General features: G+C 67.1%; 19 protein-coding genes. 14 read left to right on the forward strand and 5 right to left on the reverse strand.

All coding sequences use genetic code 11. The annotated features are described in order from the left end of the window. Window positions 1-38 precede the first annotated feature (38 nt). The 7 genes from F8O04_RS06285 to F8O04_RS06315 all read left to right on the forward strand — a co-directional run bounded on the left by F8O04_RS06285 (window position 39) and on the right by F8O04_RS06315 (window position 4133). Window positions 39-1325 (forward strand): AAA family ATPase, encoded by a 1287-nt coding sequence (locus tag F8O04_RS06285; RefSeq protein WP_158028418.1) that lies wholly within the window; start codon window positions 39-41, stop codon window positions 1323-1325. Window positions 1326-1327: 2 nt separating this feature from the next. Next, a complete protein-coding gene (locus F8O04_RS06290; RefSeq protein ID WP_158028419.1) occupies window positions 1328-1522 on the forward strand; it encodes a hypothetical protein in 195 nt (64 codons plus the stop codon). Next, complete coding sequence (locus tag F8O04_RS06295) at window positions 1519-1728, forward strand: hypothetical protein (protein ID WP_158028420.1); 210 nt, start codon at window positions 1519-1521, stop codon at window positions 1726-1728. Before F8O04_RS06290 ends, F8O04_RS06295 begins: the two co-directional genes overlap by 4 nt. 313 nt (window positions 1729-2041) lie before the next feature. Continuing rightward, on the forward strand, window positions 2042-3043 hold the full coding sequence (locus F8O04_RS06300) for a hypothetical protein (protein WP_158028421.1): 1002 nt from the start codon (window positions 2042-2044) through the stop codon (window positions 3041-3043). Then, complete coding sequence (locus tag F8O04_RS06305; RefSeq protein WP_158028422.1) at window positions 3040-3249, forward strand: hypothetical protein; 210 nt, start codon at window positions 3040-3042, stop codon at window positions 3247-3249. Before F8O04_RS06300 ends, F8O04_RS06305 begins: the two co-directional genes overlap by 4 nt. Before the next feature lie 262 nt (window positions 3250-3511). Continuing rightward, window positions 3512-3724 (forward strand): hypothetical protein, encoded by a 213-nt coding sequence (locus F8O04_RS14775; RefSeq protein ID WP_188726238.1) that lies wholly within the window; start codon window positions 3512-3514, stop codon window positions 3722-3724. Between the two features lie 223 nt (window positions 3725-3947). Next, window positions 3948-4133, forward strand: a complete 186-nt coding sequence (locus F8O04_RS06315; protein ID WP_158028423.1) for a hypothetical protein — start codon at window positions 3948-3950, stop codon at window positions 4131-4133. Between the two features lie 70 nt (window positions 4134-4203). Here F8O04_RS06315 and F8O04_RS06320 read toward each other — a convergent pair whose 3' ends face one another. Beyond that, window positions 4204-4560, reverse strand: coding sequence for a hypothetical protein (locus tag F8O04_RS06320; protein ID WP_158028424.1), 357 nt, complete (start codon window positions 4558-4560; stop codon window positions 4204-4206). A 237-nt stretch (window positions 4561-4797) separates the two neighbouring features. Here F8O04_RS06320 and F8O04_RS06325 point away from each other — a divergent pair, with 237 nt between their 5' ends. Both F8O04_RS06325 and F8O04_RS06330 read left to right on the forward strand, forming a co-directional pair. Then, window positions 4798-5127 carry a hypothetical protein gene (locus F8O04_RS06325; RefSeq protein ID WP_158028425.1) on the forward strand — a complete coding sequence of 110 codons (330 nt, stop codon included), beginning with the start codon at window positions 4798-4800 and terminating at the stop codon, window positions 5125-5127. A 164-nt stretch (window positions 5128-5291) separates the two neighbouring features. Continuing rightward, window positions 5292-5564, forward strand: a complete 273-nt coding sequence (locus F8O04_RS06330; RefSeq protein WP_158028426.1) for a hypothetical protein — start codon at window positions 5292-5294, stop codon at window positions 5562-5564. Between the two features lie 356 nt (window positions 5565-5920). Here the strand turns inward: F8O04_RS06330 and F8O04_RS06335 are convergent, their stop codons facing one another. Together F8O04_RS06335 and F8O04_RS06340 are read right to left on the reverse strand one after the other, a co-directional pair. Beyond that, the gene (locus tag F8O04_RS06335) at window positions 5921-6676 is read right to left on the reverse strand and encodes a MerR family transcriptional regulator (protein ID WP_158028427.1); all 756 of its coding nucleotides are present in this window, start codon (window positions 6674-6676) and stop codon (window positions 5921-5923) included. Continuing rightward, entirely contained in the window at window positions 6669-7925 is a 1257-nt protein-coding gene (locus tag F8O04_RS06340; protein ID WP_158028428.1) for an MFS transporter, read from the reverse strand. The genes F8O04_RS06335 and F8O04_RS06340 overlap by 8 nt, the downstream gene beginning before the upstream one ends. Before the next feature lie 614 nt (window positions 7926-8539). Here F8O04_RS06340 and F8O04_RS06345 point away from each other — a divergent pair. Both F8O04_RS06345 and F8O04_RS06350 read left to right on the forward strand, forming a co-directional pair. Beyond that, window positions 8540-9136, forward strand: coding sequence for a mycothiol transferase (locus tag F8O04_RS06345; protein ID WP_158028429.1), 597 nt, complete (start codon window positions 8540-8542; stop codon window positions 9134-9136). A 49-nt stretch (window positions 9137-9185) separates the two neighbouring features. After that, window positions 9186-9602 carry a YchJ family protein gene (locus F8O04_RS06350; protein WP_225734901.1) on the forward strand — a complete coding sequence of 139 codons (417 nt, stop codon included), beginning with the start codon at window positions 9186-9188 and terminating at the stop codon, window positions 9600-9602. 54 nt (window positions 9603-9656) lie between these two features. Here the strand turns inward: F8O04_RS06350 and F8O04_RS06355 are convergent, their stop codons facing one another. Beyond that, window positions 9657-10874: a cobalamin-independent methionine synthase II family protein gene (locus F8O04_RS06355; RefSeq protein WP_158028431.1), complete on the reverse strand. Its 1218-nt coding sequence runs from the start codon at window positions 10872-10874 to the stop codon at window positions 9657-9659. 224 nt (window positions 10875-11098) lie between these two features. On the opposite strand from F8O04_RS06355, the gene F8O04_RS06360 reads away from it, so the two are divergent. The 3 genes from F8O04_RS06360 to F8O04_RS06370 are packed head-to-tail and all read left to right on the forward strand — an operon-like array spanning window position 11099 to window position 13355. Next, window positions 11099-11833, forward strand: a complete 735-nt coding sequence (locus F8O04_RS06360; RefSeq protein WP_158028432.1) for a 3-oxoacid CoA-transferase subunit A — start codon at window positions 11099-11101, stop codon at window positions 11831-11833. Window positions 11834-11853: 20 nt separating this feature from the next. Continuing rightward, entirely contained in the window at window positions 11854-12546 is a 693-nt protein-coding gene (locus F8O04_RS06365; RefSeq protein ID WP_158028433.1) for a 3-oxoacid CoA-transferase subunit B, read from the forward strand. Next, complete coding sequence (locus tag F8O04_RS06370; protein WP_158028434.1) at window positions 12543-13355, forward strand: IclR family transcriptional regulator domain-containing protein; 813 nt, start codon at window positions 12543-12545, stop codon at window positions 13353-13355. The genes F8O04_RS06365 and F8O04_RS06370 overlap by 4 nt, the downstream gene beginning before the upstream one ends. On the opposite strand, the gene F8O04_RS06375 is transcribed toward F8O04_RS06370, so the two are convergent. Next, the gene (locus tag F8O04_RS06375) at window positions 13352-13942 is read right to left on the reverse strand and encodes a septum formation family protein (RefSeq protein WP_188726236.1); all 591 of its coding nucleotides are present in this window, start codon (window positions 13940-13942) and stop codon (window positions 13352-13354) included. The genes F8O04_RS06370 and F8O04_RS06375 overlap by 4 nt on opposite strands. Between the last annotated feature and the right edge of the window lie 2 nt (window positions 13943-13944).

The raw sequence follows: 13944 nt of genomic DNA on the forward strand, positions 1-13944 counted from the left end.
TAACGCGGCACCCGCCGCAGGATTGGAGATTCGACCCGATGACCCCACCAGACGATCTGTACGCCGACCTCGCGGCACTGCTCCGCGACGGCGTACCGGAACCGCCCACCCCAACGATCGGACTGTGCTCCGACGGCATCGGCCTCTTCTACCCCGGGACATTGAACACCGTTTTCGGTGACCCAGAGTCCGGTAAGACTTGGGTTGTCCTCGCGGCGCTCACCGAGCATCTACACGGTGGCGGGCGAGCCATTTTCGTCGACATCGACCACAACGGCGCTGCCTCGATCGCCGCCCGCTTGCTCGCTCTCGGAGCGGAACGCGATGTCATCACGGACCAATCGCGTTTTCGCCTGACGTCACCGGGTGACGCCGACGAAATGCAACAGGTCGTGAAAGATGCCCATAGCTGGAACCCGACATTCGTCGGTCTCGATTCAATAGGCGAACTACTCCCGATCTACGGCGCGTCGAGTAATTCGGCTGACGACTTCACTCGAGTACATTCCGCGGCATTGAAACCGTTCGTGAAACTCGGTGCGAGTGTTGTCGCCGTCGACCACGAGGCAAAGAACTCGGCAAGCCGCGACTACGGCGCGGGAGGCACCGCTGCGAAAAAGCGGGTTATCGGTGGCGCGTACTTGCGTTGCCGGATTATTGACCGGTTCGCGCCCGGTAAAGGTGGGCGTGCTGAATTGCTGATTGCGAAGGATCGTGAGGGTGGCCTTCGTAGGCATCGGGACGGGAAAGACGCGGAACCGCTAGCGGCGAAGTTCGTGCTCACACCGAGGAAAGACAACTCGGACATGCTCAGGTGGGATTTCTATGCGCCGGAACCTGGCGAGCGGCCCCAAGCGCCGCAGGGAACGACCGGCAAGAGCCTTGACGACATCATCGCGCTGATTGACGCGCTCGACCCGCCAGCGCGAAGCGCGAACGATGCAGCGCAGCGAATTTCTGCCCGTCGGGTCGACGTACTCGAAGCGTGGAGGCTCCGCGCTAGTGGTGGTTCCCGGAACCACGCGGAACCGCCGGAACTTGTGGTTCCCGGTTCCCAACCCCCATGTCCGGAACCGGGAACCACCCCCAACGGTCACGTTGCAGGTACACCCGGAACTGGTGGTTCCGTTGTTCCCAACCCCCATGTCGGGAACCGGGAACCACCCGTGGGCGGGGACGACGGCCGGGGGTGCCAGGCGTGCAGCCGGCCACTCATGGCGCCCATCAGCGTCGAGCGCGGTTTTTGCGAAGCCTGCTTCAAGGCCCTGCGCTCCACGCCGCCACCCCTGCCCGGTACCCCCGAACTGCGCGCGATCGGAGCATGACGATGACCAATATGAAGCCGCCCACCGTGCAGCCCCGCTCGTGGGCGCCACGGGGCCACGAACCCGAGCCCGCCGTGATGATCCGGTGCGCCAAGCGCTACCTCGTCGTCAGTGCTGAGCATCTTCGGTTCCTCGCCGATCTGCTGCACGACGTCGCCGACGACCACGAGATAGCAGAAAGGAAACCGCCCGCATGAATGAGACGATCTATCCCTGGCCGACAATTCAATGCGCGAATTGCCCTCGCGTACTCGCCCCCGAGGGCGCATTCCTCACACTCGACACGGGCGCAAATGTCTGCGTTCCCTGCCTGGAGACGTTTAAACATTCGGAGAAGTGGCCCGACTGCCCCGAGGAATGGCACGACGCCTACGACCATCTCAATTACGAGGACACCGAATGAGTGCCCCCCGGAAAGCCGAGCGAGAGTGGGCGGCGCTACAGGAAGCGCTCGCAGTCACCCGGCCAGCGTGTGCCGGTGACGACCGCTTCGTCGCGGACGACCCGCCCGCGGTGCTCGCGGGAATCTGCCGCCGATGCCCCGCCCGCGCACCCTGCGGTGCCTACGCCAGGCGGGCGAAACCCGGCGCCGGCTACTGGGCCGGGCGCGACTGGGCGAAACCGTACCGGGAAGAAGGCGAGGCCGCATAACCAGATAACCGCTAACCAATTCCAGGCCCATCAAACAATCAGCATTCACGAAAGGTGAAAACCCCATGACCATGACCATCACCCGCGGCGCGATCCGGCAGGAAGCCCTCGAGCACATCGAAAGCTACGTCGACCCCGGCCCGCAGCGCGACCGCCTCAAGGGCCTCGCGGCCGACCTCACCCCATACGGGCAGCAGCTCGAGCAGACACTCGCCGACGCACGCACCAAGCTCGACAGCGCCTTCTACGGGGCCGCCAGCATCGACGAGGTATTCAACGCCGCCCGAGACCTGCAAGCGGCCCAAGCCGATGCAGCGATCTGGTCGGAGCTACGTAGCCGCGTCACCAACGAGCGGGTGAGCGCTCGCGACCGCCGCAGCAGCTTTGAACCCGAAGACACCACGCCCGGCCTGACCTACCTCGACCAGCAGTTGCAGGCGCTCACCGCCCACGTGCACGACCTCGACGCGACCCTCGGCACGGTCACATCGGCTGACGCCGCTCTGCGCGCTGGCGGACAGCAAGCCACCGCATGGCTCGACCTTGACGAGGCCCTCGCCGTCTACGACGAGATCCGCCAGGCACAGCACGACATCATCGGCATGACCACCGGACTCCCCGACAGCTTCGCCGGACGGGAGGGGGCCTACTTTCTGTACGGCCACATGCGGGACCCCCTCGCCCATGAGGGGGAGGTCACGGCCCGGTACCGCCGTCTCCCCACTCGCAACATCGCTCGGCACCGCAGCGTCGAACCGTACTTCGACTGGCTCGAGGTTGGCCCGATCGCGTCGGCATGGAAGCGCGCACCACGCGACACCTGGCCGACCGGCGACCGCCACGCCTACCTGCGCTGGCTCGCCCGCGAGAACCAGGCTTGGGTACCCACCATCGAACAGACCGAGCAGCTCGCTGACCTCATCAACCGCATGACGAGCAACAACGTGCACGACGCACTCGACGCACACGACGAGTACTTCGCGGGCCGTGGACTCCCGCAGCCTGTCGACACCGACAGCATCCGCGCCGAGCTTCCGCCGGTCGCTCGAAAGGCAGCACTCCGATGAGCAACGACATCGTGCGCGGCAACCAGCAGGCAGGACGAGACCGCTACCGGCAACCACGCGAACGCGCTCAGGAGAGCGAAGCGCTCCGAGCAGGCCGTGACCTCTACAAGAAACGACACGGCACCGCACCGGACCAGCAGGCCGACGAACCTGCACCAACCGATGCCCAGCAACGCGGCCGAGACCTCTACCGACGCCGCCGATGAGTCCAGCGGGGGGAGGGGCACCACCCCCGCCCCCCGCCCCCTCGGGGCCATCCCCGGCGGCAAGGGCCGCTCTCTCTCCGAGCTCGAAACGAACGGCCCTTTAGGGGCTTCGAATTGAAAGGAAATGACTGTGACGAATAGAACGAAGGCACCCGTGAAACTTGGGGCGCCCGGTCGAAAGTTGTGGGACTCGATAACGAGCGAGTTCGAGCTCGCAGAACATGAGCTTGCGCAGCTTGAAGAAGCCGCTCGAGTTCGGGACATGATTGCTCGGCTTCGCAAGCAGGTCGACAGCGATGGGACGATGATCGATTCGTCGCAGGGGGTGCGGCTGCATCCGGGCATCGCCGAGATTCGACAGCAGCAGCTCGCGCTGGCGAGGCTGCTGGCGACGTTGGGCGTGCCGGCGCTCGCTGAGGACGATCTCCCGGCCTCGCGTGGCGTGCGTGGTGTCTACACGGGGCGACGATCGTGAGGCGGCGGAACAGCGGGGTGGAGCGCCCTTCGCCGTTGACCCGACTGTGGGATGAGTTGGAACGGCGCGGGTATTGGGCCGAGCGGGCGCGGCGCGGCATTGAGTCGGCTGGGAAGTCAGATGCGGCTCGTGGTGGGTCGCGGGTTGGGCCCGTGGGGAATGTGATTCGCGGGGTCCAGTGGGGTGGTCGGTCGTGAGGCGCCGTCGCCGTGATCCTGCGGGCGTGACGCCCGCGCTGCCCGATTTCGTGGACGACTTGTCCCTGCCGATCGAGGCTCGGCGGGCGCGTTGGGATGAGTGGATGGTCCTGTATGAGCAGGGCGTGGCGGTCCTGGAGGCGTCCGGGATTGATCCCGTGGAGGCGGGTTACCGGATTCCGGACATGCCTTTCGACGGAACAGACGTGTGACCGCGGTGGGCCGCGTCGCGCACGAGATCGACCGCCGCACCTTCTCGCAATGAACGAGAAGGTTTGACGGTCACCACTCTTGCGAGTGTTTGGGTGTCCTCTGCACGTGCACAGTGCGAGTGGCGGGCTCGAGCTTGGAAAACCGGAAGTCGCGGCTCTCGCTCGGCACTAATCTGTGCCCGTTGTGGCGCCGGGTGAGGTAGCCGGCGATCTTGCTCGCCTCATCGGGGCGGAAGCCTGCGTCGAGGCATCCGCGTTCGAGCGCCTCGGGGGTGAGTGGGTGCCAGCGGCTCCATTGATTCATCATGCTGGCCTTGATCTTGGCAATCTCGCGGCGCGGTAGGTATCCGTACCCGGCGCGCGTTCGGCCGAGGAACTGCAACACCGCTGAAATCTCTTCGGGCAGCGGTTGGGGTTCAGGGGTCATGTCGGGACGATAGCCGGTCCGTACGCGCGTGGAGCGGGACTGGCGAATTTCGCCAGTTGCTGCGAGGTCGTCGGCCGGTCCCGACGCGCGTGAGGTGGGGAGCCCTCAACATCGACGCGGCGATAGCGGCAGGGTCCCCGCTGGCCTTCCGCCTCTCTCCCCGGGCCGTCGCCAGTGGGTGGAGGGGGTCGCGCGCGTGCACGGCGTCGCTGGGGATGTAACGGGTATACTCGTTACATGGTCAAGCGGAAGATCAAGATGAAGCCCACGGAGTGGAGCACGCTGCAGGTGGACGGGCATCTAGGTCAGGCTGCGGGCATGGGCGATGTGTTCGAGATCATGCCGCCCGAGTATGTCGAAGCGCTCGTAGCTGAGCCCGATATCGTGCCCGCACTCCGAGCGCATGAGACAGCATTGCGCCAGTTTCGGAAACGAGTAGAAGCGTTACAGAACGGCGAGCCGGGCACCGAGTGCGAGCGTTGCGGGAAGCGCTTCCATGCTCGCCGCGGTGCACGATTCTGCTCTACTGCCTGCCGCGTCGCAGCGCATCGAGGCAGCACCACCTAGGGCGCGTTGCCCGCACGTCGAGCCATATGTGTCACCTGGCCCGCTGGGGTGGGCACTGGACGCCTGCCAGTAGGGGATAGCGGTTAGCGACCCCCATTGCCGCCTTCCAGCCGTCTAAGTGTTGTGCTGGGATACGCTGGGGCAGCACAACACTTAGGAGTGGCATGTCACGAGGCCCAGGACGATGGCAACGCGCGATTCTCGACACGCTCGCCGAGCACGAGGCTGTCGCGGTCACGCACCCCTCGCACACCCATGCCGAGCAGAACGCTATCCGGCGCGCCGCATACAAGCTCGAGGCCGCGGGCAAGATCAACCTCGTCGCTCAGCGCGTCGACGGACGCCCGCGCCTCGTGGCCTACCGTCCCGACTCTGACGTGCCGGACATGCGCGAGGTCACCGGCCTGGACGGCAAGACATACCGGATGCCGCGATGACGCGGTGCGCCCGGCGCACGCCACCCCGAGGGCCGGTGCGGCTATGGCACAAGCCCGACCGAAGCGACACCCATAATGTCACCGCTAGCACAGTCGCCTATATTCCGCTTATGGCACATGCAAGGCACGCAATGGCCGCTGAGCCCCGTAATTGAAGGGTTGTCCGCCCGTGATGGAGACTCCCCCCATCTCCACCAGCGGCAACGTGACGGTCAAGGCCCCGCCTTCCCTACTGCGAGTAGGGGAGGCGGGGCCTTTTCGTTTCTCCGGAGCGCTGCGCGGCCCCTCGGTGTGAGAATGCCACGGCACTGCGGGCTCTGATGGTTCGCAGTCTCGCACCTGAATGGACGTTGTCCTTACGTTGCTCGAGACTCGTTGAGCCGGCGCTCAAGTTTTTCGAGCGTTCGTCGTTGTTGCTCGTTGAGCAGGTCGGTCGCGTACTCCGCGAAGATGTCTGCCGTCGCGCTGATATCAAGAGGTGGATCGGATGCTGCAAGCTCCTCGATGACGGAGGTGAAGTTGATCGCGACGCTGTCGATCAGCTCGGCGATGTCCTGCTCTGTGCTGTCGGGGCCGAGCCGCCCGAACCTCTCGGAGATGTCTGCCACCGCTGACGCGAGGTCGGGATTGCTGAGTCGTTTGTAGAAGCGGGTGATGTGCGGCAGCTGGTCCTCGCCGGCGAGGTGTGCCAGAAGCACGGCTTGGTCACGGTCGAACTTCGCCAGCTCCGGGGAGAGGCCGGCTGCGAACCCCGCGAGAAACGGAGCCAGCTCGGGCGGGAGGTCGGGCGCCGCGTCGCTATCGCGGATGCGGGCGATGATGTCGCGTTGCCTCGCAAGGTGTTCGATCCGCGTCGCCAGTTCCGCGTCCAGCTCGTCCAGCAGTTCCCCGGCGTCATTCTTGGTGTCATCGAGGAGGTCCGGCATCCGATGCAGCGGTATGCCGAGTGAGGCCAGGCGCTTGATCCGCAGGACGCGGATCAGGTCGTGCACGTCGTACTCTCGGTAGCCGTTGCTGCGACGGTCGGGCTCGGCAAGGACACCGACCTGGTGGTAGTGCCGGAGCGCGCGGACCGTCACTCCGGCGAGTCGAGCCAGCTGGCCGCTATGCACCCTCGACCACCACCGTCACGTCGCTCTCCGCCTGCACCGCGTTCGGCTCCAGATTACGCAGCGAGGGCGAGGCGAGACCGAGGACCAGGGCGACGAGCCACACTGCGGCGAGTGCAACCGCGGCGGCGTTCACCCCTGCATATTCGGTGAGGACCGCGGCCGCGACGATCCCGATCGGTGGGGCGGCGGTCATGATCGCGTTCTGCGTCCCCATGATCCGCCCGCGCATGTGCTCGGGAATGCGCTCGATCATGAGCACGCCCATAAGGCTTCCGAACAGCCCGCTGGAGAGCCCCACGACGAACGCACCCGCGAACACAAGCCACACCGACGGCAGGGCGGCGATGATCCCGAAGCCGAGCGTGCTACCGATCAACCCGGCAAGGAACCAAGCCCGCCGGCGGCCGCGCGTGCCTGCGACGGCGTAGAGCGTGCCGCCGATGAGCATTCCCGCGGCGAGGGCGGTGAGGACGAAGCCGAGCATTCCAGGTTGCTCGACGAGCGTGAAATAGACCGGCAGGATGAGCCCTTGTAGCGAGGCGAGCACGATGACCGAGGCGAGGCTGAGCGTGGTCGTCATGACCAGGAACCGACTGCGGAACAGCACCCGCCACCCGTCGCGGAGCTGCCCCCACCCGCTTCCGGTCCTGCCCACTGCCGCGCCGTCCGCTGCGACGATCGCACCGACGTGGTGCGGGATGAGCAGTGTCAGCAGGGCGGCGGCCAGTGAGGTGGCCGCGGTGATCCACAACACCGTGGACCCGTCGAACAGCACCATGAGCGTCCCCGCCGCCGCAGGTCCGAGCAGGAGGGCGACTGCGCCCAGTGCCTCCCGGATGCCCATGAGCCGCTCCGACGCGATCCCGCCGTGCCGAACGATCGCCGGCAGCAGCGCGTCCCTCGCGGTCATGCCAGGCACGTCGCCGAGGGAGCCGATGATGCCGAACAGGACGAACCAGCCCAGGCTCAGTCCGGAGAGCAGGTCGACCAGCGGCAGAGCTGCGACCGACGCGGCCGACACAAGATCGGTCACGACCGATGACGTGCGCCGGTTGATCCGGTCGATCACCACGCCCATCAGCAGGCCGGCGAGCACCGCCGGGATCGCGGTCGCCGCCGCGACCGTCCCCGCGCCGAGCGCGCTGCCCGTGACCTGCAACACGATCAGCGGCAGCGCGATCCCCGCGATCGAGTTCCCCAGCAGGGACAGCAGATAGGACGCGAGGTACGCAACTGGAACGAGCTTCATGCATCCAGTGAGAACGATGACGTAGGGGCGGGGTCAAGCAGGCCGTCGTGCCAACTTCAGAGAGCATCGAACTCGACGCGTCCTCGCTAGGCGCATCCGGCGCCGGATCGAGGCCGGGCGGACACGTCGCTGGGCGGCGTGATGTGGCCAGGGTCTGGCCAAGAGCTGGCCAAATCTCATGCCACGTACCCCATCCGCGTCACCGGGGGTGAACCTTCGATGTCGCCGCTTCACCCCAACATCCGAGCCGAAACCCGGTACGACTGATCGCGGAAACGTGCAGTGATCTGGTGATTTGAACGCGAGCGTCGTCGTGCGGGAATGTTGAGCGGCTCGTTCGTGCACCCTGACGGTCCCTACGGCCGATGCCCACCCGCGAGGACCTACCATCGTCCTGTTTCCTTCTCGCAGGAAACTTGAGGCGGCGCATACTGGGGAGTAGCGCCGCCTCACCCCGTTGGTCGTGTTCGCCGTGGAGCACAACTCCTTGACTGGGCGAAGCTGGCCGATGCGGACGGAATGTGTCCGCATGCGGTCCGACACTGGAGGCACACGCGAACGGCGGGGAGCATCCGGCTCCCCGGGCAACCGGTCGCACGTCGAACGGAGTCACCATGGGGTTCCTCGCACCTGAAGTCACGACCGAGCACGACGCCCTCGCGTCGTTCCTCGAGCAGCAAGCGGCGCAGTTGCGCCTTGCGGCGCTCGACCTGACCGACGGGCAGGCGCGTCAGGCGCCGCTCCCGAGCTCGCTGTCGATCTCCGGGCTCCTCACGCACGTTGCGCAGGTGCTCGCGGGGTGGCTCGAGCGCGTGCGCGTGGCGCCCGCCGATGTCGGCTGGAACGAACTCGCGGTGCTGGGTGACGAGCTCGGGCTCGGCGACGGAATGTACTCGGGTCAAGAGGTGCCCGACCTCGCGCTCGACCAGATCCTCGAGATCTACGATCGGGCGGCCTCGCGAATCCGTCCCATCATCGAGGCGGCCGACCTTGACGCGCGCGTTCCCGTGCCCGACGCCCCGTGGTTCCCCGACGATCTCGAGTCGTGGAACGCCCGGTGGGTGTGCAACCACCTCATCGCCGAGGTCGCTCGCCACGTGGGCCATGCCGACGTCATTCGTGAAGCGATCGACGGCGAAATCGCGTACTCGCTGAATGCGCGCGCCGAGGGCGAGAGCTTCGACTGGGCCGAGTACACGGCGGACGAGTGAGCGAACCGGGCTCGCGGTGCCCGCCGCGCGGCTCGGGCAGACTGGTCGCGTGAAGATCGACGATACCGACCGGTGCCCGTGCCTGAGCGGTGACCCGTATGGGCGGTGCTGCGGGCTCGTGCACCGGGGCGAGCGGGTCGCCCCAACCGCCGAGGCGCTCATGCGATCGCGGTATTCGGCGTTCGTTGCCCTCGACGGCGACTACCTGAAGCGATCGTGGCATCCATCCACGCGCCCGGGCTCGCTCAGCCTCGACCCGGACACGCGGTGTCTTCGGCTCGACATCGTGCGAACGTGGGCCGGTGGCCCGTTCGACGACGCGGGCGAGGTCGAGTTCCGCGCGATTGCGCGTGATGCCGACGGTCGATACGTGTTGCACGAGGTGAGCACGTTCACGCGAGAGGGTGGCGAGTGGTTCTATGTCGACGGCGTCCAGATGCCGGGGGAGCCCGGGCAGCCCTCGTGACGCCACCTTCGTCGGCTCCTCTGTGGGGGCAGGCGATCGATGCGCAGGTGGCGCCTACCCGAAAAGCCGCTCCGTGGCGAGGCGCGCGCCCGCGGTGAGTGACTCGAGCTTCGCGACCGCGATCGACGGGTGCAGGCGGCCGCCAAGGCCGCAGTCGGTCGAGGCGATCACGTTTTCGCGGCCGACGACGCTCGCGAACTGCTCGATCCGGTCGGCGACGAGCTCGGGATGCTCCACCGTGTTCGTGGAGTGCGAGACGACGCCCGGCATGATGCGCTTGCCCTCGGGGAGCGGGTGGTCGCGCCACACCTTCCACTCGTGCGCGTGCCGGCCGTTGGCGGCCTCGAACGTGTAGGCGCCGGCGTTGATCGTGAGCACCTGATCGACGATGTGCTTGAACTCGATGTCGGTCGTGTGCGGCCCGTGCCACGACCCCCAGCACAGGTGGAACCGCACCTGCTCCTGCGGAATCCCGCGTAGCGCGTGGTTGAGCGCATCGACGCGAAGCTGCGTGAACGCCAGGTAGTCCTCGACCGTGGGTTCGGGGTTCACCTGATCCCAGCTCTCGGCGATCGAGGGGTCGTCGATCTGCACCGTCAGCCCTGCGTCAGTGATGGCGAGGTACTCCTCGCGCAGCACGTCGGCCATGGCGAACAGCAGCTCCTCATCGGTGCCGTAGTACTCGTTCGTGATCCGCGCCGCCGACCCTGGGCTGATGGCGGCCACGAATCCTTCAGGGGCGTCCGACTGCGCCAGCGCCGCCGTCAGGTTGCGCACGTCCTCCTGCACCGCCTCGTGTCCGGTATAGCTGATCGGACCCGTGATCTTGGGCTGCACCGTCGAGCGCCGGTGAGCGAGCACGCCGCTCGTCGGGTCCTCGTAGGCGTCGCGGAACCTCGTGCGGTCGCGGCGGTCCGAGAAGGACGTCAGCCGGATCTTCCCAGGCTCGGAGCGGATTTGCTCGTTCGTCGCCCAGCGGTCCTCGTCGCTCGGCGTGAGCCCGCCGATGCGCGAGAACGAGTAGTTCCACCATGCCCCGTAGTCGAGGGCCGAGGGCATGATGTGCCCGAACTCGCCGTCGTTGACGATGTCGATGCCGATGCGCCGCTGGCGCGCGACGATGTCGCTCACGAAGGCGGGGAGCTGCGCCGTGAGCTCCTCCCACGTCGACTCGCCGTCGGCGTACCGGCGATTCGCCTCGATGAGCTCGGGCGTGCGGGGCAGCGAGCCGACGTGCGTCGTCTGAATGTGGTCAGTGTTGGCGGAGGTCATTCCGGTCCCTTCGAGCGTGCGCGATCGGACCAAGTATTCCGGATGCCCACCGTCGCGCGAATTGTGCGGCCTCCTGTGACGATGGACGTCCTCGGCCGATGGTCGTCGCCCCTCAACGCTGGTGAGAGGTCCACGGCATCCGATACCCTGTTCGCGTAAAGAACAACCGTTCATGAAGCGAACGCCTGACCGCGCCGACGCGGCCGTACGAACCTGGAGGCCCTGTGATCGACAAGACGACACCGACGGTCGAGGAAGCGCTGGCCGACATCGCCGACGGCTCGACGATTCTCATCGGCGGGTTCGGCCTCGCGGGCCAGCCCGTCGAGCTGATCGATGGGCTCATCGAGCACGGCGCCGGCGAGCTGACGATCGTGAACAACAATGCGGGCAATGGTGACACGGGCCTCGCGGCCCTGCTCAAGGCGGGCCGTGTCCGCAAGATCATCTGCTCGTTCCCGCGGCAGAGCGATTCGTGGGTGTTCGATGAGCTCTACCGCGCGGGCAAGATCGAGCTCGAGCTCGTGCCGCAGGGCAACCTTGCCGAGCGCATCCGCGCCGCGGGCGCGGGCGTCGGCGCATTCTTCACGCCGACAGGTGTAGGCACGCCGCTCGCCGAGGGCAAGGAATCGCGCGTCATCGACGGCCGGGAGTACGTGCTCGAGTACCCGATCCGGGGTGACGTCGCCATCGTCTCCGCCTACAAGGCCGACCGGTGGGGCAACCTCGTCTACCGCAAGACGGCCCGGAACTTCGGCCCCATCATGGTCGCGGCCGCGACGACCTCGATCGTGCAGGTCGACGAGGTCGTCGAGCTCGGAGCCCTTGACCCCGAGGCCATCGTGACGCCAGGTATCTTCGTCGACCGCGTCGTGCCCGTCGGCGAGCGCGCGTGGCTGCGCGATGGCGAATTCGTCCCGAACTTCAACGCGCCGGCTGACAACGCAGCCGCCGAATAAGGCCGAGGAGCAGCAACGACATGGCAACGCGAATCACCCGCGACGAGCTGGCCGCTCGCATCGCCCGCGACATCCCAGAAGGCTCGATCGTCAACCTCGGCATCGGCGCGCCAACGCTCGTCGCCAATCACCTGCCACCGGGCGAAGAGATCATCCTGCACACCGAGAACGGGATGCTCGGCATGGGCAGGGCCCCCGAGGCCGGCCACGAAGACCCCGACCTCATGAACGCCGGCAAGCAGCCCGTGACCGAGCTCGCCGGCAGCGCGTACTTCCACCACGCCGACTCGTTCGGCATGATGCGCGGGGGACACCTCGATGTGTGCGTGCTCGGTGCCTTCCAGGTCGCCGAGAACGGCGACCTCGCGAACTGGGCAACCGGCGCGCCCGACGCCATTCCCGCCGTCGGGGGTGCCATGGACCTCGCGATCGGCGCGAAGTCGGTCTACGTCATGACGGACCTGCTGACGAAGAAGGGCGAGTCGAAGCTCGTCGAGGCCTGCACCTACCCGCTCACGGGTGTGCGCTGTGTGCGTCGCGTGTACACCGACCACGCCGTCTTCGACGTGACGCCCGACGGCTTCCGCGTGCGCGAGGTGTTCGGCGACACGACCGTCGATGAGCTCGAAGAGCTCACGGGCCTTCGCCTTGGGGACGGGGCGCCCGGCGACACCGCGGTCGATGACGTGCCCGCCGGTCACGATCGCCCATGACCGAACCGCGCGAGCCCGGCGATGAGTTCGTCCAGGCCCTCGCGCGCGGGCTCGACGTGATTCGCGCGTTCGACGCCTCGCATCCCCGTGGCACGCTCAGTGATGTTGCGCGGCGTACTGGGCTGAGCCGGGCAACCGTTCGGCGATCGTTGAAGACCCTTGTCGGCATGGGGTACGCGACACAGTACGACGACCAGTACGCGCTGACGCCGCGCGTGCTCGAGCTCGGCTTCAGCTATCTGTCGTCGCTCGGTCTCTCCGAGGTCGTCGAGCCGCACCTCAGGGCGCTCTCCGCCGAGGTGGGAGAGTCAGTGAACGCCGGCATCCTCGACGCCGACCGCGTCGTCTATGTCGCCAGGGTCTCGACGCGCCGACTCATGCGCATCCACGTGTCGGTCGGCACGAGGCTGCCCGCCGCGTGGACCTCCATGGGCCGCACGTTGCTCGCCGCGCTGCCGCCGGACGAGGCCTCACGCCTCATCGCCGTGGGCCCCGACGGGCAACCGACCCCCGTGGCTGCCGCCGCCCGCGTGGAGCGGGCCCTCGAGCGGGTGCGGCGCGATGGCTACGCACTCGTCGACCAGGAGCTCGAGCCGGGGCTGCGCTCGATCGCGGTTCCCGTGCTCGCCCCCGATGGCACGCTCGCGTGCGCCGTGAACGTCGCGACGTCGGCCGCGACGACCGATCGCCGGCTCCTGGAGGGGCCCATACTCGCCGCGCTCCGCCGCACAGCGACGCAGGTCGAAACCGACCTCGATTCGATCGCCGGGCCGCCGGCGCGCTCGGCCCAGCGCGGGGAGGCTGGCTAGCGCCGTGAATCCTGCGCCGAGCCCGTCGTCGGTTCCCCGTCGCGCGGCGTGACGACGCACATGATCTCGCGGTCGTTCATGTTCTCCCACGTGCTCTCGCTCGGGGTGATGTACTGGTAGGAGTATGACGAGTTGCTCGGGTTGGAGCCGACGTAATTCTGAAATGCGTTGTTGCAGACGTCTTCGGCGAACTCGAGCACGGCGTCGTCGCCGGGGAACTCGTCGCCCTCCATGATCGTCACGTAGTAGGCCTCGTAGAGGTGTGGCACCTCGCACGACGAGAAGAGCGTCGCGAAGCCCTCGGTTTCGCCGTCGTCGAAGCAGTCGCCCACCTTGAGATCGAAGTAGTTCGTCTGCTGGCCATCCTCGGCGGGCGTATCGGTGGGTCCGTCGGTAGACGGGGTGTCGGTGAACTCGCCACCCGTCGTCGGGTCGGGCTCTGCCGTCTCGGTCGGCGTCGGGGTCGGCGCGGGGGCGCCACCGTCGGTGAGCGTCGTCACGAGCGTGCACCCGGCCAGACCGGTGAGACCGATCGCGGCGACGGCGAGGGAAGCTACGGCGCGAGTGGAAGCGTTCTTGAACGGCATGG

This window comes from Pseudoclavibacter endophyticus (assembly GCF_008831085.1).
Lineage (GTDB): Bacteria > Actinomycetota > Actinomycetes > Actinomycetales > Microbacteriaceae > Pseudoclavibacter > Pseudoclavibacter endophyticus.